25 protein-coding genes are annotated in these 24,562 nt (G+C 60.1%); 18 read left to right on the top strand and 7 right to left on the bottom strand.

Going from position 1 to position 24,562, the window contains the following annotated elements; all coding sequences use genetic code 11:
- The 8 genes from AB5Y67_RS20155 to AB5Y67_RS20190 form a co-directional block, all read left to right on the top strand.
- A partial coding sequence (locus AB5Y67_RS20155; protein ID WP_368208065.1) for a methyl-accepting chemotaxis protein occupies positions 1-1,416 on the top strand: 1,416 nt, incomplete at its 5' end.
- Positions 1,417-1,925: 509 nt separating this feature from the next.
- Positions 1,926-3,710 (top strand): fumarate reductase (quinol) flavoprotein subunit, encoded by a 1,785-nt coding sequence (gene frdA / locus AB5Y67_RS20160; RefSeq protein WP_047437968.1) that lies wholly within the window; start codon positions 1,926-1,928, stop codon positions 3,708-3,710.
- Positions 3,703-4,437: a succinate dehydrogenase/fumarate reductase iron-sulfur subunit gene (locus AB5Y67_RS20165; protein ID WP_005335057.1), complete on the top strand. Its 735-nt coding sequence runs from the start codon at positions 3,703-3,705 to the stop codon at positions 4,435-4,437. The genes frdA and AB5Y67_RS20165 overlap by 8 nt, the downstream gene beginning before the upstream one ends.
- 16 nt (positions 4,438-4,453) lie before the next feature.
- Complete coding sequence (locus AB5Y67_RS20170; protein ID WP_005335058.1) at positions 4,454-4,852, top strand: hypothetical protein; 399 nt, start codon at positions 4,454-4,456, stop codon at positions 4,850-4,852.
- Between the two features lie 10 nt (positions 4,853-4,862).
- On the top strand, positions 4,863-5,219 hold the full coding sequence (gene frdD, locus AB5Y67_RS20175; protein ID WP_005335059.1) for a fumarate reductase subunit FrdD: 357 nt from the start codon (positions 4,863-4,865) through the stop codon (positions 5,217-5,219).
- Positions 5,220-5,471: 252 nt separating this feature from the next.
- Positions 5,472-6,200, top strand: a complete 729-nt coding sequence (locus tag AB5Y67_RS20180) for a nucleoside recognition domain-containing protein (RefSeq protein WP_005335061.1) — start codon at positions 5,472-5,474, stop codon at positions 6,198-6,200.
- Positions 6,197-6,664, top strand: coding sequence for a YjiG family protein (locus AB5Y67_RS20185; RefSeq protein ID WP_005335063.1), 468 nt, complete (start codon positions 6,197-6,199; stop codon positions 6,662-6,664). The genes AB5Y67_RS20180 and AB5Y67_RS20185 overlap by 4 nt, the downstream gene beginning before the upstream one ends.
- Positions 6,665-6,689: 25 nt before the next feature.
- A complete protein-coding gene (locus tag AB5Y67_RS20190; RefSeq protein WP_199427314.1) occupies positions 6,690-7,814 on the top strand; it encodes a M20 family metallopeptidase in 1,125 nt (374 codons plus the stop codon).
- Positions 7,815-7,903: 89 nt separating this feature from the next.
- Here the strand turns inward: AB5Y67_RS20190 and AB5Y67_RS20195 are convergent, their stop codons facing one another.
- From AB5Y67_RS20195 to AB5Y67_RS20205, 3 genes are all read right to left on the bottom strand, one after another.
- Positions 7,904-8,653, bottom strand: a complete 750-nt coding sequence (locus AB5Y67_RS20195) for an ABC transporter substrate-binding protein (RefSeq protein ID WP_103250772.1) — start codon at positions 8,651-8,653, stop codon at positions 7,904-7,906.
- A gap of 91 nt (positions 8,654-8,744) precedes the next feature.
- Positions 8,745-9,971 (bottom strand): winged helix-turn-helix domain-containing protein, encoded by a 1,227-nt coding sequence (locus AB5Y67_RS20200; protein ID WP_199427315.1) that lies wholly within the window; start codon positions 9,969-9,971, stop codon positions 8,745-8,747.
- A gap of 109 nt (positions 9,972-10,080) precedes the next feature.
- Positions 10,081-10,674: a TetR/AcrR family transcriptional regulator gene (locus AB5Y67_RS20205; RefSeq protein ID WP_005335070.1), complete on the bottom strand. Its 594-nt coding sequence runs from the start codon at positions 10,672-10,674 to the stop codon at positions 10,081-10,083.
- Positions 10,675-10,781: 107 nt separating this feature from the next.
- On the opposite strand from AB5Y67_RS20205, the gene AB5Y67_RS20210 reads away from it, so the two are divergent.
- Both AB5Y67_RS20210 and AB5Y67_RS20215 read left to right on the top strand, forming a co-directional pair.
- Positions 10,782-11,705 carry an ABC transporter six-transmembrane domain-containing protein gene (locus AB5Y67_RS20210; RefSeq protein ID WP_199427316.1) on the top strand — a complete coding sequence of 308 codons (924 nt, stop codon included), beginning with the start codon at positions 10,782-10,784 and terminating at the stop codon, positions 11,703-11,705.
- A 28-nt stretch (positions 11,706-11,733) separates the two neighbouring features.
- A complete protein-coding gene (locus AB5Y67_RS20215; protein ID WP_199427317.1) occupies positions 11,734-13,122 on the top strand; it encodes an FAD-binding oxidoreductase in 1,389 nt (462 codons plus the stop codon).
- 46 nt (positions 13,123-13,168) lie between these two features.
- Here the strand turns inward: AB5Y67_RS20215 and AB5Y67_RS20220 are convergent, their stop codons facing one another.
- On the bottom strand, positions 13,169-13,816 hold the full coding sequence (locus AB5Y67_RS20220; protein ID WP_199427318.1) for a class I SAM-dependent methyltransferase: 648 nt from the start codon (positions 13,814-13,816) through the stop codon (positions 13,169-13,171).
- A gap of 144 nt (positions 13,817-13,960) precedes the next feature.
- Between AB5Y67_RS20220 and AB5Y67_RS20225 the strand changes: the two genes are divergently transcribed.
- The 7 genes from AB5Y67_RS20225 (at position 13,961) to AB5Y67_RS20255 (ending at position 20,550) form a co-directional block, all read left to right on the top strand.
- Positions 13,961-14,635, top strand: a complete 675-nt coding sequence (locus tag AB5Y67_RS20225) for a thermostable hemolysin (RefSeq protein ID WP_100645294.1) — start codon at positions 13,961-13,963, stop codon at positions 14,633-14,635.
- Positions 14,632-16,098, top strand: a complete 1,467-nt coding sequence (locus AB5Y67_RS20230; protein WP_199427319.1) for an AMP-dependent synthetase/ligase — start codon at positions 14,632-14,634, stop codon at positions 16,096-16,098. Before AB5Y67_RS20225 ends, AB5Y67_RS20230 begins: the two co-directional genes overlap by 4 nt.
- Positions 16,095-16,748 carry a TenA family transcriptional regulator gene (locus AB5Y67_RS20235; RefSeq protein ID WP_368208066.1) on the top strand — a complete coding sequence of 218 codons (654 nt, stop codon included), beginning with the start codon at positions 16,095-16,097 and terminating at the stop codon, positions 16,746-16,748. The genes AB5Y67_RS20230 and AB5Y67_RS20235 overlap by 4 nt, the downstream gene beginning before the upstream one ends.
- 42 nt (positions 16,749-16,790) lie before the next feature.
- Complete coding sequence (locus AB5Y67_RS20240) at positions 16,791-17,660, top strand: SDR family oxidoreductase (protein WP_199427320.1); 870 nt, start codon at positions 16,791-16,793, stop codon at positions 17,658-17,660.
- A 67-nt stretch (positions 17,661-17,727) separates the two neighbouring features.
- Positions 17,728-18,294 (top strand): tetratricopeptide repeat protein, encoded by a 567-nt coding sequence (locus AB5Y67_RS20245; protein ID WP_234915135.1) that lies wholly within the window; start codon positions 17,728-17,730, stop codon positions 18,292-18,294.
- Positions 18,295-18,424: 130 nt separating this feature from the next.
- The gene (locus AB5Y67_RS20250; protein ID WP_005335091.1) at positions 18,425-19,111 is read left to right on the top strand and encodes a response regulator; all 687 of its coding nucleotides are present in this window, start codon (positions 18,425-18,427) and stop codon (positions 19,109-19,111) included.
- Positions 19,108-20,550, top strand: a complete 1,443-nt coding sequence (locus AB5Y67_RS20255; protein ID WP_325793561.1) for an ATP-binding protein — start codon at positions 19,108-19,110, stop codon at positions 20,548-20,550. The genes AB5Y67_RS20250 and AB5Y67_RS20255 overlap by 4 nt, the downstream gene beginning before the upstream one ends.
- Before the next feature lie 94 nt (positions 20,551-20,644).
- Here the strand turns inward: AB5Y67_RS20255 and AB5Y67_RS20260 are convergent, their stop codons facing one another.
- The 3 genes from AB5Y67_RS20260 to AB5Y67_RS20270 form a co-directional block, all read right to left on the bottom strand.
- A complete protein-coding gene (locus AB5Y67_RS20260) occupies positions 20,645-21,937 on the bottom strand; it encodes a phospholipase (RefSeq protein WP_139748386.1) in 1,293 nt (430 codons plus the stop codon).
- 33 nt (positions 21,938-21,970) lie between these two features.
- Positions 21,971-22,447: a CesT family type III secretion system chaperone gene (locus tag AB5Y67_RS20265; RefSeq protein WP_234915133.1), complete on the bottom strand. Its 477-nt coding sequence runs from the start codon at positions 22,445-22,447 to the stop codon at positions 21,971-21,973.
- 138 nt (positions 22,448-22,585) lie between these two features.
- Positions 22,586-23,080, bottom strand: coding sequence for a RimK/LysX family protein (locus AB5Y67_RS20270; RefSeq protein ID WP_199427324.1), 495 nt, complete (start codon positions 23,078-23,080; stop codon positions 22,586-22,588).
- A 381-nt stretch (positions 23,081-23,461) separates the two neighbouring features.
- Between AB5Y67_RS20270 and AB5Y67_RS20275 the strand changes: the two genes are divergently transcribed.
- A complete protein-coding gene (locus AB5Y67_RS20275; RefSeq protein WP_199427325.1) occupies positions 23,462-24,505 on the top strand; it encodes a GMP reductase in 1,044 nt (347 codons plus the stop codon).
- The last annotated feature ends 57 nt before the right edge of the window (positions 24,506-24,562 follow it).

Consider the following 24,562-nt stretch of genomic DNA (forward strand, 5'->3'; position numbering starts at 1 on the left):
TTCCAGCGTGGCAACACCCAGGGGGTTATCGCCGGAGATGTCTCTATCAGCGCCCTTATCTCGGACATTCTGACGGTCACTACCGAGGGGACTTACGCCATTCTGGTCGACAGCAACGGCACCATCATCGCCCACCCCGATGCCTCCCTGAGTCTGAAACCCGCCACAACGCTAGCCCCCGAGTTGACCGCGTCTTACATCAATCAGATCGCTCATGACGGTACGATCAACGAGCTGGTGATCAGCGGTAAGAAAGAGGTCTTTGACTTTAACGCGATCCCCAACACCAATTGGTATTACGGCATGATGGTGGATGACGAAACCGCTTACCAGTCGGTACGCCGCATGGTCACCTCCTCACTTATTCAGGGACTTATCACCATATTGATCGTGGCTGGCTTCTCCTATGTCGCCATCAACGGCTCGCTGGCCCCTCTGAAAACCCTGGGCGAAGCGATTGCCGATCTCTCCCGTGGCAACGGCGATCTCACTCGCCGCATCAAGATTGAACGTGAGGATGAAGTAGGCGCGGTTGCCAAACACGTCAACACCTTCATCGAGCGGATCCATGTGATGGTGCAGGATATCTCCAACTCCTCCGGCCAGCTCAACCAGCAGGCCAAGTCCTCCCACAGCATGGCGGAGAAGGCCAATCAGGGGCTGGCACGCCAGCAAAACGAGATCTCCCAGATCGCCACTGCGGTACACGAGATGTCAGCCACCGCAGTCGAGGTCGCCAGCAACGCCGAGCAGACCGCCGAAGCGGCCCGCAGCTCCTCCAGCAGTTGCGAGCATGGCAAGCAGGTGATCGCCCGCAACCAGCGCTCCATCACCGATCTGGCCACCCAGGTGGAACAGGCCTCCAACATCATTCAGGAACTGGAGAAAAACGCTCAGGAGATCAACACCATCCTCTCCACCATTCAGGGCATCGCCGAGCAGACCAACCTGCTGGCACTCAACGCCGCCATCGAAGCGGCCCGTGCCGGTGAACAGGGTCGCGGCTTTGCGGTGGTTGCCGACGAGGTGCGCGTCCTGTCACAGCGTACCCACAGCTCCACCGTCGAGATCCGCAATATGATCGAAACCCTGCAACGCAATACCCAGGGAGCGGTCAGTACCATGCACGAAGGCCAGCTGCTGGCCCAGAACAGCGTGGATGACGCCAACAACGCCACCCATGCGCTGGAACAGATCACCACCTCGATCAACCAGATCTCCGACATGGCGACCCAGATCTCCAGCGCGGCTGAAGAGCAGCGGGCCGTCACCGACGAAGTAAGTCGCAACATTCAGGCAGTGAAAGATGTCTCGGACGAACTGGCAGTGGATGCTGACAGCTCACGCCATCTCTCTGAACAACTTAAAAATATTTCGGGTGAACTGAGCAATCAGGTCGGCATGTTCCGCATTTGAGCATGAGCAAAAGGGGCCGTACAGGCCCCTTTTATTTTTCTAAATAGCGCTTAATTTTCAGTGAGTAATCTCACATTACCTGCCAAATACCCCGCCTTGAAATCCTTGTAATTCGCCTGGAATTATCAGATCACCGCCGTGGTCACTGCAGCATTTCGGATTACCTATTTCTATCCGAATAGATAAATGCCAATAATTCTCATTAAAAAATTACAATAAAAAACTTAAAATTTTTTTCGCGAGTACCTAAAAAGAGAGGTGATTCGCATTTTATTGAAAGAAAACTACGTACAATCCAGAAGTTAAAGTGCTCGTAGCTAGGTGTTCAACTGCTCAGTAACACCAAAAAATGACGATAATAACGACATTTTCATCCAGGGATTTGGGTGTTTTATAGAAAAATAACCAATAAAAAGGGAATAAAACCTAGCAGTTTGACTTGCATCAAGCCTGAATTTTTTTCATAGAGCAAAATCGTGCCCAGCAAATCTATCCCTAAGGAGGCAGATGTGGATATTATCAAGACCGATGTGGCCATCATCGGTGCTGGCGGTACCGGCTTACGCGCCGCTATCGCTATAGCCGAATCACAGCCAGACCTGGACATCGCCCTGATTTCCAAGGTTTACCCGATGCGCAGCCACACGGTTGCTGCCGAAGGCGGCGCCGCCGGTGTCGTCCGTGATGACGACTCCCTCGAAAACCACTTCAACGACACCGTCTCCGGTGGTGACTGGCTGTGCGAGCAGGACGTAGTGGAATACTTCGTCAACAACGCGACCAAAGAGATGATCCAGCTGGAGCACTGGGGTTGCCCCTGGAGCCGCAAGCCGGATGGCAAAGCCAACGTGCGTCCGTTTGGTGGCATGAAGGTTCCCCGTACCTGGTTCGCCGCAGACAAGTCCGGTTTCCATATTCTGCACACCCTGTTCCAGACCTCCGTCAAATACCCGAGCATCAAGCGCTTCGACGAGCATTTCTGTCTTGATCTGATCGTGGACGACGGCCGCGTTCAGGGCGTACTGACCTTCGACATCCAGAACGGTATCACCCGCTTCATCCAGGCCAAATCCGTGATCGTGGCAACCGGCGGTGCTGGCCGTGTCTACCGCTACAACACCAACGGTGGCATCGTCACCGGCGACGGCATGGCACTGGCCTACCGTCACGGCGTACCGCTGCGTGATATGGAGTTTGTCCAGTATCACCCGACCGGTCTGCCGGGCACCGGCATCCTGATGACCGAAGGTTGTCGTGGTGAGGGTGGCGTCCTGTTGAACAAGGATGGCTACCGCTACCTGCAAGACTACGGCTTGGGCCCGGAAACCCCGATTGGCCAGCCGAAGAGCAAATACATGGAGCTGGGTCCGCGCGACCGCGTTTCCCAGGCATTCTGGCAAGAGCAGCAGAAAGGCCGCGTCATTCAGGGCCCGATGGGCGATGTGGTTCACCTCGACCTGCGTCACCTTGGCGAGAAGTACCTGAAAGAGCGTCTGCCGTTCATCTGCGAACTGGCCAAAGCCTACGTCAACGTGGATCCGGCCAAAGAGCCTATCCCGGTACGTCCGACTGCCCACTACACCATGGGTGGTATCGAGACTGACAACAAGTGTGCCACCCGTCTGCCCGGCCTCTACGCCGCGGGCGAATGTGCCTCCGTCGGTCTGCACGGTGCCAACCGTCTGGGTTCCAACTCCCTGTCCGAGATCGTGGTATTCGGCAAGCTGGCCGGTGAGCAGGCAGGTGAATTTGCCAAGACTCAGAAGCATGGCAACACCGAAGCGCTGGCCGCCAAGGCCGAGGCGCTCATCAAGCAGCACCTCTCCCTGATGGACATAGACGGTACCGAAAACCCGGCCGATATCCGCAACGAGCTGGGCATGTCCATGGAAGCCGGTGTCGGTATCTACCGTACCGAAGAGCTGATGCAGGGCACCATCGACAAGATCAACGAGCTGAAAGCCCGTTACAAAAAGGTCAAAATCAACGACAAGTCCTCTGTCTTCAACACCGATCTGCTGTACGCCATCGAACTGGGCTACATGCTGGACGTGGCTGAAGCCATGGCGCACTCCGCTATCAATCGTAAAGAGTCCCGCGGTTCCCACCAGCGTCTGGATGGTTACGAAGAGCGCGATGACGTGAACTTCCTCAAGCACACGCTCTCGTTCTACAAAAATGGCGAAACGCCCTCCATCGATTACTCCGATGTGAAGATCACTAAGTCCCAGCCGGCAAAACGCGTGTACGGCTCCGAGGGTGAGAAACAAGACGAGGCTAAGAAGAATGGCTGAGATGATTGAAATTGAGATCCTGCGCTACCGTCCGGAACAGGATAACGAGCCCTGGATGCAAACCTTCCAGGTGCCATACCAGAGAGAGATGTCTCTGCTGGACGCCCTGCAGTACATCAAGGATCACCTGGACTCTACCCTGAGCTTCCGCTGGTCCTGCCGGATGGCGATCTGCGGCTCTTGCGGCATGATGGTCAACGGTGTGCCCAAGCTGGGTTGCAAGGCGTTCCTGCGCGACTATCTGCCGGGCAAGATGACCGTCGAGCCGCTCAACAACTTCCCGATCGAGCGCGATCTGGTGGTCGACATGTCCGACTTCATCGAGAAGCTGGAGAGCATCAAGCCGTACATCATCCCGAGCGAGCCGCGCAGCCTGTGTGATGGCGAGTACATCCAGACGCCGGCCCAGATGGCGCAGTACAAGCAGTTCTCCCAGTGCATCAACTGTGGTCTCTGCTACGCGGCCTGCCCGCAGTACGGCATCAACAAGAAGTTCACCGGCCCGGCGGCACTGGCTCTGGCCTATCGCTACAACGTCGACAACCGTGATGCTGGCGCCAAAGAGCGTATGCGCATCATCAGCCAGGACGAAGGCGTCTGGGGCTGTACCTTCGTGGGCTACTGCTCCGAAGTGTGCCCGAAGGGCGTCGATCCGGCAGCGGCCATCCAGCTTGGCAAGGTCGAAAGCGCCAAGGACTACATGATCGCCATGTTCAAGCCAGATTGAGAGCAGGATTGAGACCATGAACAACACTGATAGCAAACGTAAACCTTACGTCCGCGAAATGAAGAAAGACTGGTGGCTGAAGAACGCCTTCTACACCGGTTACATGATCCGTGAAGGCACCAGTATCTTCGTCTCCATCTACGCCGTTGTGCTGATGTGGGGCCTGATGCGCCTGGTTCAGGGTCAGGAAGCGTTCAACGGCTGGCTGGAATCCCTGCAAAGCCCGATCGCCATCCTGTTCCATGTCGTCGCTCTCGCGGCGTGCCTGTTCCATGCCAAAACCTGGTTCGCCCTGGCGCCGAAAGCCATGCGTATCTTCCGTGGTGAAGACCTGGTACCGGAGAAGCCGATCGTTCTCGCCCAGTATGTGGCGCTGGCGGTGGTGTCCCTGCTTGTCCTGATCATCGTGGCCTGAGGAGAAAACAATGAGACGTTCTGACGAACCAATTTACTGGGGTCTGTTTGGTGCGGGTGGCATGGTCGTTGCCATGCTGCTGCCGGTCATTGTCCTCATCACCGGTCTGCTGGTGCCCATGGGCATCATGGACGTGGAAACCATGAGCTATGACCGCGTGCACGCGTTCGCCAGCTCCTGGTGGGGTGCCTGCATCCTGCTGGTGATCATCGCCCTGCCAGTCTGGCACGGTATGCACCGTATCTACCACGGTCTGCACGATCTGGGGATCCACACCACCAAGCTGCACCACTATGTTTTCTATGGCTTTGCCTTCCTGGTATCTGCCATTAGCGTCGGCTTGCTGATGGTGCTGGTACTCCAGTAATCACATCTGACTGATTGACCAAACCGGGCCTCGTGCCCGGTTTTTTATTGTCCCGCTATCCCGCCCCTGCTTTTTATTCACTCAAACAATTCAATAAAAACCAGATTATCGTCCAAGCATATGGCGATCACAGTCACATAACCCCAATACATTCGTCATTTGTAGTAAACCATTTTGACCACCATCAATTTAGTGACATCCATATCAATTATAATTATTCAGATTAAATAATTATTCATATGGAGCTAACTAATGACAGACAAAACACGCTCGGTGAGCATAGGCAGTTACCTGGCACTGGCCTTCGCCGTGGTCTTCTTCTCCGGACTGTTGCAATCCGGCGAGTGGTACGGGGTATTCGATTTCACCACGCTGAACGGTTCGTTCGGTACCATGGTCCAGAGCGTCAGCGAGAATGGTGACGGCATCAAGACCGCCATGACCGACATGCGTGGCAAGGGGGGCAACGGGGCTCGCGATGGCTTTTTGTTTGCCCTGACCCTGATCCCCACCGTGATGTTTGCCCTCGGCATGATCAATGTGCTGGAGCACTACGGCGCGCTGGAAGCGGCCCGCAAGTTGCTGACCCCGCTGCTGCGTCCGCTGATGGGGATCCCGGGCAACACCGGCCTCGCCCTTATCGCCTCCCTGCAGAGTACCGATGCCGGTGCCGCCATGACCCGTCAGCTCAAGGATGAAGGGCTCATCACCAAGCGTGAAACCGATGTGTTCACCATGTTCCAGTTCTCCGCTGGTGCCACCATCGTCAACTTCTTCTCCTCCGGCGCCGTGCTGTTCACCCTGACGCTGGCGGATGGCAGCCCGGCGGTCAGCTCTTCCATCGGTCTGGCTGTCATCGTGATGTTCGCCTTCAAATTTGTCGGGGCAAACCTGTTCCGGGTCTACCTCAATATGAGCGAAGGCAAGCAGACGGATAACAACACTCAGCAGACTCTCAACACTCAGGAGCAAGCCAAATGAGCCAGGCCAACATCAAGAAACCCATCGTCACCGATATCTTCGTCGAAGGGGCCAAGAAGGGCTGGGTCATCGCCACCACCTCCACCGTTCCCAACGTACTGATGGCCTTCGTCATCATCAAAGCGCTGCAGATCACCGGCGCGCTGGATGCCATGGGCGCCATCTTCTCCCCTGTCATGGCCATCTTCGGGTTGCCCGGTGAGGCGGCAGCCGTGCTGATCGGCGCCTGGATGTCGATGGGGGGCGCAGTCGGTGTGGTCATCACCCTGTTCGATCAGGGGATCCTCAACGGCACTCACATCGCCATTCTGGCGCCAGCCATCTACCTGATGGGCTCCCAGGTGCAGTACATGGGCCGCATCCTCGGCTGTATCGGCACCGAAGGGCGTTATATCCCCATCATGGTCGCCATCTCGGTACTCAACGCCTTCGGCGCCATGTTGGTGATGAACATCCTTCTCTGACCCGAACCTGATAGTGGAGCAAGCAATGACTTTTTCTCTGGATCAATACCTGACCGAACTGGCCCCGCTGATCAATCTGGATTGCGGATCCCTGCACCAACCGGGCATTGCGGCAGTGGCCGACCTGATGGCGGCCAAATATGAGGCGATGGGCGGCTGGCAGATCAAGCGGGTCGACTGTGGCGCAGCCGGTGTGGGACTGGAGATCCGCAACCAGCCTGATGCGACGCAGATCGATGTAATGCTGATCGGCCATATGGATACCGTCTTTCCCCTCGGCACCGCCGCCGCCCGCCCGATGAGCGTAGATGGTGAGCGCGCTTACGGCCCCGGTGTCTCCGACATGAAATCCGGCCTGCTCAACATCGTCTATGCCCTGCGTGAACTGCCCCGCGAGGTGCGCGATCGCCTGAGCATCTGCGTCTGCATGAACCCGGACGAGGAGATCGGTTCCCTCCACTCCAGTGACTGGCTGGCAACGGTGGCCAAACAGGTAAAACAGGTGCTGGTGGCCGAAGCAGCCCGCGCCGATGGCTCGCTGGTCAAGGCGCGCAAGGGGATGGCCCGTTATCGCATCGACTTCACCGGCAAGGCAGCCCACGCGGGCAACGAACCGCAGAAGGGGCGCAGCGCCATCACCGAGCTGGGCCACTGGATCCTGGCCATCAACGCCCTGACCAACTTCGATAGCGGCACCACCCTCAACATCGGCATTGTCGAGGGGGGCAATGGCGCCAACATAGTGCCGGCACATGCCAGCGCCGTGGTAGACGTCCGCTTCTGGGACAATCAGGAGTACCACCAGATCAACGATCATCTGCTGACCCTGGCCGAGCGGCCGCATCTGGACGGCGTCACCATCCAGCTGACCCGCGAGGCCCACAAACCGGCCATGGTGCCATCAGAAGGCACTCTGGCGCTGATGCAGCTGGTGGAGGAGTGTGGCGCCGAACTGGGACTGCCAATCAGCTGGCAGGAGGTGGGGGGCGGCTCCGATGCCAACCTGACCGCCGCCCTCGGCATTCCCACTCTGGATGGTCTGGGCCCCATCGGTGCCGGTTTCCACAGTGACGAGGAGTATCTGGATCTGGCCAGCATTGCCCCGCGCATCGAGCTGCTGGTGAAGGTACTGACCCGTCTGGCAGACTGACAAGCTCTCACGTAAAAAAGGGCCAGCCGGTTTGCACCTGCTGGCCCTCTGTTTATCTGCTCCCCCTGAATGACAGCAACCCTTCGCTATTACTCCATCGGCGGCAAGAAGCGGCGCATCACCTCATCCGTATGCCCCCCTTCCTGAAACGCCACCAGCGACTGATTGAGGATGTTCACCAGCTGGTGACCGCGAGGGGAGCCCTTGCTCACCAGCAGATAGAATCCCTTGCGGCTGGGCAGGGCGAGATTGAGCAACCCGCTCTCGCTGCGGTAGATGCCAAGGCTGATGCCTGCCACCAGAGGTTCGATTTCGCTTGGCAGAAAGTCGCAGCGATCCCGCTCCAGCATATCGAGCGCCTGCTGCAACTGCTTGACCCGGCGTGGCTCCTGCGCAAGCCCGTAGGGTGTGTAGTTGTAGCCAATCACCCCGCACACCCGGGAACGATTGACCGTCTGCAGATCCGGCGGTTCGGGGTAGCGGCGCTTGAGATAGAAGAAACCGAGGTGGGTGTAGTAGAGGGGAACGCTGTAGAAGGCAAACTCGGCCCGCTCCGGCTTGTAGCTGGCATCCCAGGTCAGCTCGCACAGACCATTCTGGCGATAATCCGCCAGCTCCTGCTGCACCCGCGCCCAGGGCAGATAGCGGATCTGGTGCGAGAGCCCGCTCTGTTGCAGGGCATCGAGTACCAGCGTTGTCGCCGAACCGGTCAGGCGGCTGGTATCGGGCACCCCGTCCTTGCGCTCCCAGTAGGTAAAGGGGGCCCACTCGTTGCCCTCCCCCAGACAGATCTTCACTGGCGGCTCTTGCCCCCATAGCGCGGGGGACAAGATGGCCATCGCCAATCCCGCCCACCATGTTGCCACTCGTTTCATCTCCCGCTCCCGGACTGTTGATCCCTCTTGCAGCTTAGCCCAGAAGGGATTTTGCTCACTTTGCAGGGGCGCTTTCATGCCACAACGCCAGCAAATTGGCCGGAATGGCACCATAACGAAGCTGCGGCGTCTGGTGCCAGTCAGCCAACTTTTGCAGGGCTTTCGCCAGATCCTGCGCAAGCTGGCGGGTCACTCTCACCCCGGCTTCCAGATAGAGGCTCTTGATCTCGAAGATCCCCTGCTGGCGATAGGCCTTGGCATCCATCCTGCCCACCAGCTTGCCGCGATGGAGCAAGGGCAACACGAAGTAACCGTACTGACGCTTCGGCGCCGGGGTATAGCACTCGATGCGATAGTCGAAGTTGAACAGATCCTTGGCTCGCTTGCGATCCCACACCAGCGGATCGAACGGCGACAAGACGGTGGTATGGGTTGCCTTGAGGGTGCCCGCCTGTGCCCTTGCCAGCTCATCAGCCAGCGAGGCGTGCACAAAGGCGCCGTGCTGCCATCCCTCCACTCGTACCGGCAACAGCTCCCCCTCGTCCGCCAGTTGATGGAGCAGGGCGTCGTATTTGCCGCGTCGCAGCCGATAGTAGTCCGCCACCCAGCCAGTTTTGACCAGCCCCAACGCCCGGCAACTGGCGCGCACCATATCCCGCTGCGCCTGCTCGACGCTCGGCAGATCCCGCTCGTCACGCCACTCGGGGATGACCCGCTCGGCCAAGTCATAGACCCGTTGAAAGTTGCGTCGCTCCCGCACCATCAGCTGACCGCTGGTAAACAATACCTCCAGATGGCGCTTATCCGGCTTCCAGTCCCACCAGCCATTCCCCTTGCCGGTTGTGCGTTCAAAGTCAGCCGCCCGCACCGGGCCGTGCTGACGAATGCGCTCGATAAGCTGGCCAATCTCCTGCTGATGGGTAGCGAGCCAGTTGGCCGAAAACTTCCAGCCCATGGCGGCGGGATCGAGCATCCGGTGGCGCAGCAGCCGGTAATCTTCACGGGGAACGAAACAGGCCTCGTGGGCCCAATATTCGAAGATCTCGCCGTCGGCCAGCAACTGCTCCAGCCAGCGAGGTTCGTACTGGCCGAGACGGCTAAAGAGCACCAGATAGGGACTGCGCGCTACCACCGAGATGGTGTCTATTTGCAGCAGCGCCATGCGGCGGATGGTGGCCAGCAGATCGGCCGGGGTCGCCTTGCTGCGACGGGGGGCAAGCAGCCCCTGCGCCGCCAGTTGCAGATGACGGGCATCTTGCAGTGACAAATGGGTAATCGACATCAACAACCGCTCCCTGGTATCTGGCTATCGCGCGCCCGGCTGATAGCCAACAAAACCGGGGGAGGCACCACGCTGGCATGCCTCCCCACCCTTTTTTTTGCCTGCGCCGCTATGAGTGGGCCGGGGGCAAGACCAGCTGATTCACCACCAGCATGATCTCTTGATAAGTGGCCTCTACCGTCTCGGGGGTCGGCTCCAGAATGAGGTCATCGGCATAGCCGTTGATGAGGGAGGTGATCTGGCGCGCCAGTCGCCGGGCATCGCCCGCCACAAACTCGCCGCTGTCGATCCCCTTTTGCAGAATCTGCTCCAGCACCTCGCGCCACGCCAGAATGATTTTGCGGTAGCTCTCGGCAAATACCGGGTCGCGCAGTGACTCGTTCCAGGCATCCAGATAGATGGCCCAGGAGGCATCCTGACTGGTCGGCAGGTTGTCCCGCACAAAGAGCGGCAACGCTTCGCGGGCCGGCAGCGGCAACAGCCACTCCCGCTGCTCGGCGATCTCCTGATAGGTGAAACGCTCCACGGCGCAGAGGCAGAGCTCCTTCCAATCCTTGAAGTAGTGGTAGACGTGACTGCGCGCCAGACCGGTGCGCTCGGCAATATCACGGGTTGACGATGCCGCCATCCCCTTCTCCCGAAACAAGGCCAATACGGCCTCGATGATCATCTCTTTGCGCTGTTCTGCTGATGGGCGTGCCATCTGACCTCCTGCAATATCAATCGATCTGCTTGACTTTGAGCAGTCGCTCAAACAAACTTTGAGCACTCGCTCAAACTTAGCGTTTCCGACATCTTAGGAGATAACCCATGACAATACCAACCACTTCGGCAGCCAGTTGCGACGAGCAGGCCACGCCGTTGCCACACTCGGCCGGTCGTTCGCTGGGGGCGATTGCGCGGGCCAATCCCCTCAAGCTGGCAGGCACCTTCTCGCTAGTGGCCCTCGAAAACATCCTGCTGGTGGTTTATCCCCTGTTCGCCGGCTTTGCCATCGACGCCATCGTCAAGGGCCAGTGGTGGCAGGCCTCGAGCTACGCCCTCATCGTGCTGCTGTTCTGGCTCATCGGCGCCCTGCGCCGGGCGGTCGATACCCGCACCTTTACCCATATCTATGCGGCACTGGCGGTGCCGGTGATCCTGACCCAGCGCCAGCAGCAGGAGGGGCAATCCACCATAGTGGCGCGGGTCACTCTGGCGCGGGAGTTTGTCGACTTTTTCGAGAAACATATCCCGATCCTGGCCACCAGCCTGATCTCCATCGTCGGTGCGGCCGTGATGCTGATGGTGATCGAGTTCTGGGTCGGCATCGCTTGCATGGGGGTATTGCTGCTGTTCGGCCTGCTGCTGCCCGGCTTTTCGCGCAAGAACCAGCTGCTGCACGAGCGGCTCAACGATCGGCTGGAACACGAGGTCAAACTGGTCACCCATGCCCAATCAGCCAGCCTCGCCCGCCACTACCGCGCGCTGGCCTGGCTCCGAATCCGGATTTCGGATCGGGAGGCACTCGCTTTTCTGGCGGTCGGCATCAGCGCCTCCCTGCTGTTCCTGCTGGCCATCACCATGCTGATGGCCCAACCCCAGGTCTCGGCAGGCCATGTCTATGCTGTGATGACCTACCTCTGGAACTTTGTCACCAGCCTGGATGAGGGGCCCGGTCTTGCCGATCAGCTGGCCCGGCTGAGAGACATAGGTCGCCGGGTCAACACCGCCCAACCCGATGAAATGATTTGATATTTTGTATCTGTAACCGGAGTAGAAGATGAATCCGACCACCCTTTGCCAACGAGCGTTGACCATGTGCATCAGCTGTTTTTTCCTCGCCGCCTGCGGCCCCAAGACGAGCGACTTTGAGCCCAACACCAGCTACTGGTTCAAGGAGAAACCGGCAGAGGAGAGTGCCCCGCTGGCGCAAGACCTGAAGGTGGATATCGCCATCATAGGTGGCGGCTACAGCGGCCTCTCCAGCGCCTGGCATCTGGCCAAGGCCAATCCGTCGCTCAAGATCGCCATCTTCGAAGCCAGGCAGGTGGGCAGCGGCGCCTCGGGCCGCAACGGCGGCATGGTGTTGCCGGGCTCCGAGGTGATGGATCTCTACGAGGAGGGGGAGGCGAGCAAGCGCCACTACGATCTCACCGTCGCCAGCATGCGCAAGCTGCAGGCGTTGGTCGCCTCAACCGGCGTCGAGGCCGACCTCAAGCTCGATGGCTATGTGGAGGCGATCCTCGATGAGGAGGATATCGCCGAGTACCGCGACTATGTGAAAACCGCCAATCGCCTCGGCATCCCGCTCCAGTACTGGAACGCCGATACCACAGAGGAAAAACTCGGCACCGATCGCTACGCGGGGGCGGTCTACGACCCCAATGGCGGTCAGGTACACGCCATGAAACTGGTCAATGCCCTGCGCAAGGCGGTGGAGCAGGCGGGCGTCACCATCTACGAGCAGAGCCCGGTAATGGGGATCAAGGAGGGCAAGCAGATCGAGCTCAATGTGGCCGACAAGTACAAGGTGACCGCCGACAGCATAGTGCTGGCGACCAACGGCTACACCTCCAAGCTTGGCTACTTCAGCGGCCGGGTCTTTCCGGTACACGCCCAGAGCGCCGTCACCGAGCCGCTCACCAAAAAGCAGCTGGCCGCCATCCAGTGGCAGAGTCGGGTGCCCTACTACGACACCCGCAACATCCTGTTCCATCTGGTATTGACCCCGGATAACCGCATCGTCATCGGTGGCGGCAATGCCGAGTACGTCTTCAACGACGGCCTCAACTACAAGGGCGATCTTAACCGGGTCAGCGAAATGATGATGACCGAGCTGGTGACCCTCTATCCGGCCCTCAAGGGGATCAAGTTTGAACAGGTGTGGGACGGGGTACTCGGCATGACCGGCGACAGCACCGAAGCGGTGGGGGTAATGGGGGAGCACAAGAACATCTACTACGCCCTCGGCTACAACGGCCACGGCATCAACCTCTCCTTCCTGTTTGGCGACATCGTGGCCAGCCTCTATCAAGGCAAGGAGCACCCCTGGTTCAACCACGCGGAGCAGAGTCTGCCGATGTGGCTGCCGCCAGAGCCGTTCAAGTCAATTGGCGTCAAATCTGCCCTGATGTACTACCAGTGGCAGGACAAGGGCTACAAGGAGTAACCGAGACCCGAGCAAGAAACAGCCGAGTAACAGACGAAGGCACGCCTCAGGGCGTGCCTTTCTGCAATACCGCCACATCGGCGTGGGGGAAGCTGAGTTCGGCCTGCCAGCTGGCGGCCAGCACCTGAAACGATGCCTCGGCAAAGAAGACGATGTGGGTCGGGTCGTGGCGATAGCGCCAGTTTTTAAACCGCTCGTCACTGAGCACCCGCTGGGTCTGCAGCACCAGCAGGCCGCCAGGCTTGAGGCAATCCCACAACTGCGCCAGCACCATGCGCGGCTCGGCGATATGCTCGATCACCTCGGTACTGGTGATGAAGTCATACTGACGCGTCAGCAACTCTGGAAAATCTGCGTAGAACTTGTCATACCCCGCCATCTGGTAACCCGCCTCGCGCCCCATCGCCACCAGCGCGGGGCCGGGACCGCAGCCAAAATCGAGACCACTGGCAGGTAGCGGCACCCGCGCCAGCACTTCGCCAAAAGCCCGCATCAAAAAAGTGCGATAACGGGGATCATCCACCCGATTGTCGTGACCGTCATAGACCGCCTTCTCCGCCGCCTCATCCAGATGATCGGCCTCATCCAGCCAAACCAGCTCGCACGCGAGGCAGCGATGATAGCGCTTGCCCGCCACCGGCAGAGGATAACTGCGATGGCTGGCACACAGGGGGCAGCTGACGGTGGATGACATGGCGGTTCCTCTTGGGGGCTTCCTGTTGGATAACAGCGGCGCAGATTGCCTGCCCGCTGCCTCGCTGACAACTTTTTTTGCTCCTTAAGGGTTTCTTAAGTTTGCCCTTTTACTCTCAAACCATCGCAAGAGAAGGAGTCACCCATGACCATCGAGATCCAGGCCCCCTACCGATTGCTGCTAGCCAAGTCCCCGCAGCAGGTCATGGCGCTGCAAACCTATATCCAGGCAGCCTACACCCTCGAGTTCAACGCCCGCATCCCCCATTTCCTCCCCTGTCTGCTGGGGCTCTATCGGGCGGACGGGACGCTGGTCGGTGCCTGTGGTCTCAATCATGCCAGTGAGGGGCCTCTCTATCTGGAACAGTATCTGGAGCAACCCATCGAGGCCGCCATCAATACCCGCCTCGGGGTCTACCCGGCACGCAACCGCATTATCGAAGTGGGCAATCTGGCCTGCAGCGAACCGGGCAATGCCCGCCTGATGTTCGCTGCCCTGTGTCGTCTGCTATGTGAAAACGCCCTCGACTACGTGGTCTTTACCGGCACTGCCAAGCTGCGCAACAGCTTTGCCCGCCTGCAACTCAATCCGGTGGAGCTGGCCCCCGCCCAGGCCCATCAGGTAGGAGCCGACGCCGACGCCTGGGGTGAGTACTACCGTTGCCAACCCAAGGTGATGGTGGGCGACATCAATCAGGGGCGCGAGGTGCTGGCCCAGCGCAGCCTGCTGCTCAATCTGCTGGCCCCCATGCCGACCCTGTTTGACGATGCCGGCAAGAGCAGTGATAACCAACCCCATCAAAAAAGGTGCGCCCAATGAGCCTGTTCGACGCCATCGCCAAACATGCCCGCGAGGATCCGCAATCCCCAGCGCTGCTGAGCAGCCAGCAACGTCTCGATTACCAGACCCTGTGGCAACAGATCCAGCGTCTGGCCAGCCAGCTGCAACAGCTCGACATCAGCCGTCTGGCGCTGCAACTGGACAACGGCCTGCCCTGGGCGCTGCTGGATCTCGCCTGCACCAAAGCCGGGATCGTGGTCATACCGGTGCCCCACTTCTTCAGTCAGGCCCAGCAGGCCTGGTTGCTGGAGAGCAGCGGCGCCGATGCGCTGGTCGGCCCATATCATCAGGGGTGGCATGCCGCCGAGCCGCTCTCGCTGATCACAGGCGAGCTGCCACTCTGGCGCCACATACCGGCTAATCGACCGGCACTGCCCAAGGGCACCGCCAAGATCACCTACACCTCCGGTACCACGGGCCAGCCCAAGGGCGTCTGCCTGTCACTGACCCAGATGATGGCGGTGAGCCATGCGCTGGCCGAGCGAGTCGCGCCAGCCAAGGTAGAAAAACACCTGACCCTGCTGCCGCTGGCGACCCTGCTTGAGAACATCACCGGCCTCTATGTGCCGCTGCTGACCGGCGCCTGCAGCCGCATTCCGTCCCTCGGGGAGCTCGGTTTCACCGGCTCCAGCTCGCTCAACCCTGCCATGCTGGGAGAAGCCCTGCTGCGCTGGTCGACCCATAGTCTGGTGTTGGTGCCCGAACTGCTGCGCCTGCTGCTGGCGCTCTGCACCAGCACCCCGACGCTGGCCCAACAGCTCAAGAGCCTGCGCTTTATTGCCGTCGGTGGCGGCAAGGTGGCCCCCGACCTGATCAAACATGCCCGCCAGCTCGGCCTGCCGGTGTATGAGGGATATGGCCTCTCGGAGTGCAGCTCCGTGGTGGCGCTCAACAGCCTGGATGCTGACAAGCCCGGCAGCGTCGGCCGCCCCCTGCCCCACTGTCAGGTCACCATCGCCAGCGACGGCGAAATTATGGTGAGCGGCAGTGCCATGCTGGGCTATCTCGGCAGCAACGAACCGACTCCCGAACAGATCGCCACTGGCGATCTGGGTCATCTCGATGATGAGGGCTACCTCCATATCACCGGGCGCAAGAAGAATGTCCAGATCACCGCCTTTGGCCGCAACTTCTCGCCGGAGTGGGTGGAGGCCGAAGCACAGCTCTGCCCCGCCATCGCCCGCATCGTGGTGTTTGGCGATGGTCAGCCTGCCAACGTGGCGCTGATCCAGCCCCTACCGGGCAAAGAGGCGGATCTGCCCCGCCAGATCGCCGGTCTGAACCAGCGACTGCCCGATTATGCCCGGCTGCACCACTGGTTGCCGGTGGCACTCGACCAGCATCCCGGCCTGCTCACCGCCAACGGGCGCCCCCGTCGCAACGAGATTTACCAACACTTTTCCCGGCAAATCAGCCAATGCCTTACAGGAGAATCGTCATGAGCTTCTACCAGACTCTGCAACAAGCCACTGCTCAGGAGCGTGAGCATCTGTTCAACGCCCCCATCATCGAAGCCTGCCGCCGTGGCGATATCAGCCGTGACACCTATCTCGCCTTTCTGGCGCAGGCTTACTACCACGTGCGCCACACAGTTCCGCTGCTGATGGCCACCGGCGGCAAGCTGGGTCAGGAGTACGAGTGGGTGCGCGGTGCCATTGCCGAGTACATCGACGAGGAGTATGGCCATCAGGAGTGGATCCTCAACGATATCCGCGCCTGTGACGGTGATGCCGAAGCGGTGCGCCACGGCCAGCCCGGGCTGCCCATCGAGCTGATGGTCGCCTTCCTCTATGACCAGATCCAGCGCGGCAACCCCATGGGCTTCTTCGGCATGGTGCAGGTACTGGAAGGCACCAGCGTCGCCATCGCCCTCACCGTCGCCGACCAGCTGAAAAAGGGCCTCGGCCTGCCACCGCAGGCGATGAGTTACCTGAGCTCCCACGGCGCCCTGGATCAGGAGCACCTCAAGTTCTTTGAATCCTTGATGGATAAGGTCGAGAGCCCGGCAGATCAGGCCGCCATCATCCACGGGGCCAAGGTGGTCTACCGCCTCTACGGCGAGATGCTCTACAACCTCACCGCCACACCGTAAGTTGGCAGCGGATCAGCAGACAGCAAAAAGGGAACCCACACCATGAACCTTGAAGGGAAACTCGTGCTGCTCACCGGCGCCAGCGGTGGCATAGGTGAGGAGCTGGCACAGGAGCTGGCGGCCCAAGGGGCACACCTGCTGCTGCACGGTCGTCGCGGCCCGACGCTGGAGCGGCTGTGCAAGTCACTGCCTCATCCCGAGCGCCATCAGGTGGTGCTCGCCGACCTCGGCTCTGCGCAGGAGCGGGCCAAGCTGTTGCAACACCCAGCGCTGGAGGACGGGATCGACATCCTGATCAACAACGCTGGCTGCAACCAGTTTGCCTGGCTGGAAGATCAGAGCTTCGAGCAGGTGGAGCGCCAGCTGCTGCTCAATATCGAGGCGCCCATCCAGCTCACCCGTGCCCTGCTGCCAACCATGCGCAAGCCGGGGATCATCATGAACATGGGGTCGAGCCTGGGCAGCATCGGCTACCCCGGTTACAGCGTCTACTGCGCCAGCAAATTTGCCCTGCGCGGCTTTAGCGAAGCGCTGGGACGAGAGCTGGAGGGCAGCGGCATCAAGGTGCTGCATTTCGCCCCACGCGCCACCCGCACCAAACTCAATTCTGAGGCCGCCTACGAGATGAATGCGGCGCTCGGCACCCAGACCGACAGCCCGCAGGAGGTGGCCGAAGAGGCGGTCATCGCCCTGTGCAACGAAACCCGCCGCAGCTGGCTCGGCTGGCCGGAAAAACTGTTCGTGCGGCTCAATGCCCTGCTGCCCGGCATCGTCGACAAGGCGCTGGCCAGACAGCTACCGCTCATCAAACGTTATGCCCGTCATCTTCAGCCAGGGACGGCTGATACCGGCGCCAACAGTACGCCACAACCAGACTTGTCCCGCCCGATCCCGACCAAGAAGGAGCATTAATATGAACTTTTTCCGTCAATCAGTGACCTCTTGTGCTATCGCCATCCTGCTGGGGTCCTCCTCGGTCATGGCCGCGGGTGATGCCCTCGTCCCCATCCAGCAACAGTGGGCCGTCTGCCAGTATCAACAGACCGGCAAGGCGAAAGAGAGCTGCCTCGAAACCCTGAGCACCCAGGCCGAAGCGGCCAGCGCCAAGGAGCCTTTTCGCGCCGATCTGCTGATCTGGTCGGCCATCGTCAAGAGCACCTGGGCGGGGGCCAAAGGGGGGCTGGGGGCACTGGGGCTGGTGAAAGAGGCCAAGGCCAAGCTGGAGCTGGCGCTCAAGCAGGATCCCAAGGCGCTGGATGGCTCTGCCTACACCAGTCTGGGCTCCCTCTACTATCAGGTGCCCGGCTGGCCGGTCGGCTTTGGCGATGACGAAAAGGCAGAGCAGCTGCTCAAGCAGGCGCTGGCCATCAATCCCGATGGCATCGACCCCAACTTCTTCTACGGTGACTTCCTGCTGGATCAGGGTCGCAAGGCCGAGGCCAAAACCTACCTCGACAAGGCGCTGGCTGCCCCGGCCCGCCCGGGTCGCGAAGTGGCCGACGAAGGGCGCAGAATGGAGGTCCGCGAGCGGCTGGCCAAGCTATAAAACCCTGATGGATCAAAGAACTATTTAAACTCTGCCCACCAGCTTGCATACTGGTGGGCAGGGTTGTTTATGCCACGGCACGCCCTGGCGCTGAGCCAGATCACGACACCCAACAAACAGGGAGAAAAGAATGCGGATCCTGCTGGTAGAAGATGATGTGATGCTAGGGGATGGTATGCAGGATGCACTGCGCCATAGCGGCTACACGGTGGACTGGCTGCAACAGGGGTTGCCCGCTCTGGCAGCCCTCAAGAGCGACGAGTTCGCCGCCCTGATCCTCGATCTCAACCTGCCCGACATCGATGGCCTCAGCCTGCTGCGCAAGTTGCGGCGAGAGGGACACCAACTGCCTGTGCTGATCCTCACCGCCCGCGATGCGCTGGACGATCGGGTGGTCGGCCTCGATGCCGGCTCCGACGACTACATGGTCAAGCCCTTCGCCCTGCAGGAGCTCAACGCCCGCCTGCGCGCCCTCGTTCGCCGCAGCAAGGGGCAGGCTCAGGCGGTGCTGGAGTATGGCGATATCCTTATCTATCCCGAATCCCAGCAGGTCACCTATCAGGGGGAAGCGGTCAAACTCACCCCCCACGAATACAAACTACTGCAAGAGCTCATCAGCCAGAGCGGCCGGGTGCTGAGCAAGGATCAGCTGCAACAGAGCCTCTACGGCTGGGATGAAGGGGCCGAGAGCAACGCGGTAGAGGTGCATATCCACCATCTGCGCAAGAAGTTCTACAGCGACCTCATCCGCAATATTCGCGGGGTCGGCTACATCATTCCCCAGCTCGAACAGCCAAGCCGGACACCCGCACGATGAAACGTCCCCGCTCCATTCGCCGCTTTCTGCTCACCGGTATCCTGACGCTGGTGAGCCTGAGTCTCACCATCAGTGCCTTTATCGGTTACATGGAGGCGAGCCACGAGATGGAGGAGCTGTTTGATGCCCGCCTAGCCCAGTCGGCCCGCATCACCAACCAGCTGCTGGCCCGCTACATGGCCCAGCAGGGGCAGTTGCCCGCCAACGGCACCGTCTATCAGGAGTGGGAGGCGCAGAACCCCGATGAGTGGCAAAAAGACCCCGGCCTCAACCTGACCGGCGAAGATCGGGAGATCACCCCCTACGGCCACGAGTTCGAACGCAATCTCTACTTCCAGCTGCTCGATGAAAAGGGCGGCTTGCTGCTGCGCGCCCCCAGCGCCCCGGAGCAGCCGCTGGTCACCCTGGCTATCGGCTTCGACACGGTCGAAAAAGATAATCACCAGTGGCGCACCTTCACTCTCTACAACCAGCAGGAGCAGACCTGGCTGGTGGTGGCCGAGCGGGACGACGAGCGCAGCGAACTGGCCAGCAAGATGGCCACCCTCACCATGCTGCCGCTGCTGATCACCCTGCCCTTTCTGCTGGCCCTGCTCTGGTGGCTCATCACCCGCGGGCTGGCCCCCCTGCGTCAGCTGGCCCAGGCCATCAGCGAACGTCACCCCGCCAACCTGAGCCCGCTCAGCCTCAAGATAAGCGCTCAGGAGCTGACCCCCCTCACTAACGAGATCAACCGGCTGATGCAGGCGCTGGCGGAAACCATAGAGCGGGAGAAGCAGTTCACCAACGAGGCGGCCCACGAGCTGCGCACCCCGCTGGCGGTGCTGCGGATCCACAGTGAAAATGCCCTTGCGGCCGAAGATGAAGTGAGCCGCCAGCAATCCCTGCACAAGATGCTGCAGGCCCTCGATCGCAGCGATCGGCTGATCCGCCAACTGCTGACCCAGGCCCGCATCGACAACCAGCAGGGGCTGGTATTGACCGAACTGGAGGTGGGTCACCTGCTGCAAGGCACCCTGGCAACGCTTGCTCCCATCGCGCTCAAGAAGGATCAGCAGCTGTCGCTGGAGTGTGAATTGCCGCTGCTGGTGATGGGGCAGGCCACCCTGCTCGAGCTGCTGTTCAGCAATCTCATCGACAATGCGCTGCGCTATACCCAGCCGGAGGGCGAGATCAGGGTGCGGGTACTGCGAGAGGGCAACCGGGTGAGGGTGGATGTGAGCGACAATGGCCCCGGCATTCCCGCCAGTGCCTTGCCCCGGCTGTATGAACGCTTCTTTCGGGTCAATCCCCAGCAGGGGGATGGCGTGGGTCTCGGCATGGCCATTGTTTCGCGCATCGCCCAGCTGCACGGCGCCGACCTCGATGTCCACAACCGGCCGGAAGGGGGGCTGGAGGTGAGCGTCTGGCTACCGACCCACACCCACTCCCTGCCCTGATCCGAAAATGACAACGCCTCCCGAGGGAGGCGTTGTTTATAGATAATTAGCACGCTGATGCTACGCGACTTGTCGCCGCGCCATCACCGGCAGATCAGGCAAGCAGTGCATCCAAACCTGCCGTCACCGCCTCCATGCGATGCCCGCCAGAGTGTTCAATCACATAACGCTTGCCCACCTGGGAAGAGGCATCCAGCCCGAACACACCGTGTTCCACCTTCTGGCTCAGCGGATCCCCGCTGGTGTTGACGTGGGTGACATTGGCATCGTCCAGCTTGTGAGCGAGGCGATCCCGCAATCCGACATGCAGCCCCATGCTGTTGAACGCCGTGACCTTGAGCCCGTGCTTGATGCCGGCATATTGCGCCAGACCGCCCCCCAATGAGTGGCCTAGCACCTCGACCTTGCCGCCATACTGCTGGGCAAAGGCCTTCACCAGCCGGTCGGCATCTTGAAACGCGCTGTCCTTGATGCCAAGGGCCGCGCCAGCATCGCTCTTCAGGGTGCCGGGGCGTTTGGCAGGCTGAGTGCCCACAAACGAGAGCACCATGGTATCGCCACGCTTGTAAACGGCGACCTTGAGCGCAGACCAGGCATCACCTGTCAGGATAAAGGGGTCATTCTCGTTCTTGCCTGGGGTGACATGAAGTGTCAGGGCACTCCCGGTGCCACCGGAACCATCTTCACGGCGGGCCAATATCGAAGGGGGAATATCTGCCAGCGTGGCGTGACTGTAGCCTGCCGGCATCTCCCGATAACTGCTGGAGCAGCTGACCCGCGCCAGCTGGGCCGCATCCATCACCGCTCTCGCCCCCTCGGCAGTCAGTGGTTCCTGCTGCGCCTTCGCCACGAAGGCCGGTTTGATGATCCCCTTGGCGGCACTCAAGGCCTGCTGTGAGCCTTGTTGCAACCGCTCTGACATACCGAGCGGCAGATGGGAGGCCCCCTTCATCACGCTACCCGCCAACCCCAGAGAGGAGGAGGCCACCAGACGCGCCGCTGACTCGCCAAGGTTTTTCACCCCGGCCACCCCGGCCGTCACCGCACCGCTGGCCACGCTGCTGACACCACCGGTGATATTGGCCAGCCCTTTGATGATGGCGCCCGTCCAGTAACGAGCTTTGCCCTTGGCACTCTGGGCATGGGAATCATGGCCGCCCTGGATGGCGATGCCAATCTTGCGAGCCGGGGCACTGAGGGTCAACCACTTGAGCGAGGTGTTCAAGACCTTGCCCGGCTGAACCCGGGAGCCGAAGCCGAGGCTGGTATAGTGAGAAGCCAGATTATGATGAACCGAGTGCTGGCGAGATGAGGATTGCACCTCCCCATGCTCATGAGAGGCCACAGCGCTAGCACGCTGGGGTTGTACAATGCTTTGAATAGACATCTTCTACTCCTGATTAATACCAATGACGATCCATCAACACTGGATCATGACGCCAGATAACGGGGAGGGAATGGCAGCTGTCTCCTGCCGGGCGTGCAACGCCTGCAATTGCGTCTGCAAGGTGACGCCGAGATCAAGAAATTCACCCAGGGTCTGCATAAACAGAGTTTTATCGAGCATTTCGATGAGAGAGGAAAAAGTCAGCACCAGATGGTTGCTGCGACTGTCCAGACTGATCTGGCTTCCCCCCGTGGTCAAACCAAACATGTTCAGCTCAAGGGCCGAGCGGGTCAGCTGCAACTGACTTACCGCATCGTCAGGCAGACGCAGCAAGGGGATATAGAGGTAGCATGCCTGCAGATCATCGTTATCGGGCACTTCGACCAGGCACTCGCCATCCAGACCGAATGGCACACGGCAGTGGCCATCGCTGCCCAGACTCAAGGCTACGCCCTGCTGTTCGCCCGCGAGCAATAGCCATTCAGATACGATTTGTTGATAGGGTTTCACTATGATGCACTCCACGCTCAAGCCCTTGCTGGCGAACGAGCTCGCACGCTTCAGGGTATGGTGGAGATGCTACCTCTGGCAGAGGCGCGGGGATTTAGCTGTGAAACGGCGTTTTTTAGATTCACGCCGAAATTGCCCCTAACGGCAGGCGGGCTGTACGGTAAAGGTTCGACTGGCATCTACCGGGCCCAGCTCCGCCAGCAGACGGCGGCCCAGCAGCACCGGATAGATCATCTTGCTGCGATCCCGCAGGGTGAACCACTCCTCATACACCTTGTCCCCCAGACAGATAGACATGGTCACCGTTGGCCGCTGCGCCATACCACCCGCCCCGCGCACCGTCACGCTGCGCTCGACCCGCCGTTCGAACTGCTGCTTGACCAGTTTGCCGCTGTCGGCATCGGTCACCACCAGCATGAAGCGCACCCAGGGCTTGCCATCCCGTTTGAATCTGGTAATGGAGCGTGCATCGAGGGAAGAGGTGAGCGCCCCGGTGTCGAGCTTCATCTTCACCGCCACGCCGGTAGGCAAAATAAGCCCCTTCTCGATCCAGCCATAGCTGGTCGGGGTCTCAGCCAGCGCACTGCCACACAGTGCCAGCATCAGGGTGATCCCCACCATCATCTTGCCCATTTTAGTGCCCTGCCTTGTCAATCCTGCGCCCAGATCTACCACAGTCCCATTGTGGGTCAATCCGATTTATTTCAGCTACTTGGATAATATCTGGCGGGTCAGGAGAGAGACGACAAAGAGTGGCCGAACGGCGGCCCAAGCGGGCGGGAATATCGAAGGAGAGCAAGGCACCGAACGGTGCTGGATGAAACTGGTGGTTAACCTCAGGTTGTGACGCCAAAGGCTACCACAAGGATTTACAAATTATCAGTCTTGTTCTGAAGGGATTTTTGCCTACACTGTTGTAAACCGGAGGGCCTGAAAACCACCGGTTTTTTTGCGCCTGCCGAAAATTTGCCACTGCAAAAGTGACTTTCAACAAGGCTCAATAAGGAATTTGTAATGCGTATCGAAGAAGACTTGAAGCTCGGTTTCAAGGATGTCCTGTTCCGCCCCAAGCGCTCTACTCTCAAGAGCCGTTCCCAAGTAAGCCTGACCCGTCAGTTCACCTTCAAACACACTCAGACCCAATGGCAAGGCGTACCCGTTATCGCCGCCAACATGGATACCGTCGGCAGCTTCGCCATGGCGCGCACGCTGGCCGGTTTCGAGATGATGACCGCGGTACACAAGCACTACAGCCTTGAGCAGTGGCAAGCTTTCGTCAACGAGACCGACCCGGCGCTGCTGGGCCATGTGATGGTCTCCACCGGCACCTCGGCTGAAGATTTCGCCAAGACCCGCCAGATCCTCGCCATGTCCGAAGCGCTGCGCTTCATCTGTGTCGATGTGGCCAACGGCTACTCCGAACACTTCGTCGAGTTCGTGCGCAAGATTCGTGAAGCCTGCCCCAACCACGTCATTCTGGCGGGCAACGTGGTGACCGGCGAGATGGTCGAAGAGCTGATCCTCTCCGGCGCCGACATCGTCAAGGTCGGCATCGGCCCTGGCTCGGTCTGCACCACTCGCGTCAAGACCGGTGTCGGTTATCCGCAACTCTCCGCCATCATCGAGTGTGCCGATGCGGCCCACGGCCTCGGCGGCCAGATCGTCGGTGACGGCGGCTGCACCTGCCCGGGCGACGTCGCCAAAGCCTTCGGCGGCGGCGCCGACTTCGTGATGCTGGGCGGCATGCTGGCAGCCCACGAGGAGTGCGGTGGCGAGATCGTCGATGTAGACGGTGAGCCTTTCATGAAGTTCTACGGCATGAGCTCCTCCAGCGCCATGGACAAGCACGCCGGTGGCGTCGCCGAATACCGCGCCTCCGAGGGTAAAACCGTACTGCTGCCCTACCGCGGTCCGGTCGAGAACGCCGTGCGCGACATTCTGGGCGGCGTGCGCTCCACCTGTACCTACGTCGGTGCCAGCCAGCTGAAAGAACTCACCAAGCGCACCACCTTTATCCGGGTACGCGAACAAGAGAACAACATCTACGGCAAGGAGTAACCTGCCACAGACCGCCGTCACGCGCTGACGGTTAGAAGCCAGTCAACCGGTGTGCTA

The organism is Aeromonas sp. s12 (genome assembly GCF_040907925.1).
Lineage (GTDB): Bacteria > Pseudomonadota > Gammaproteobacteria > Enterobacterales > Aeromonadaceae > Aeromonas > Aeromonas veronii.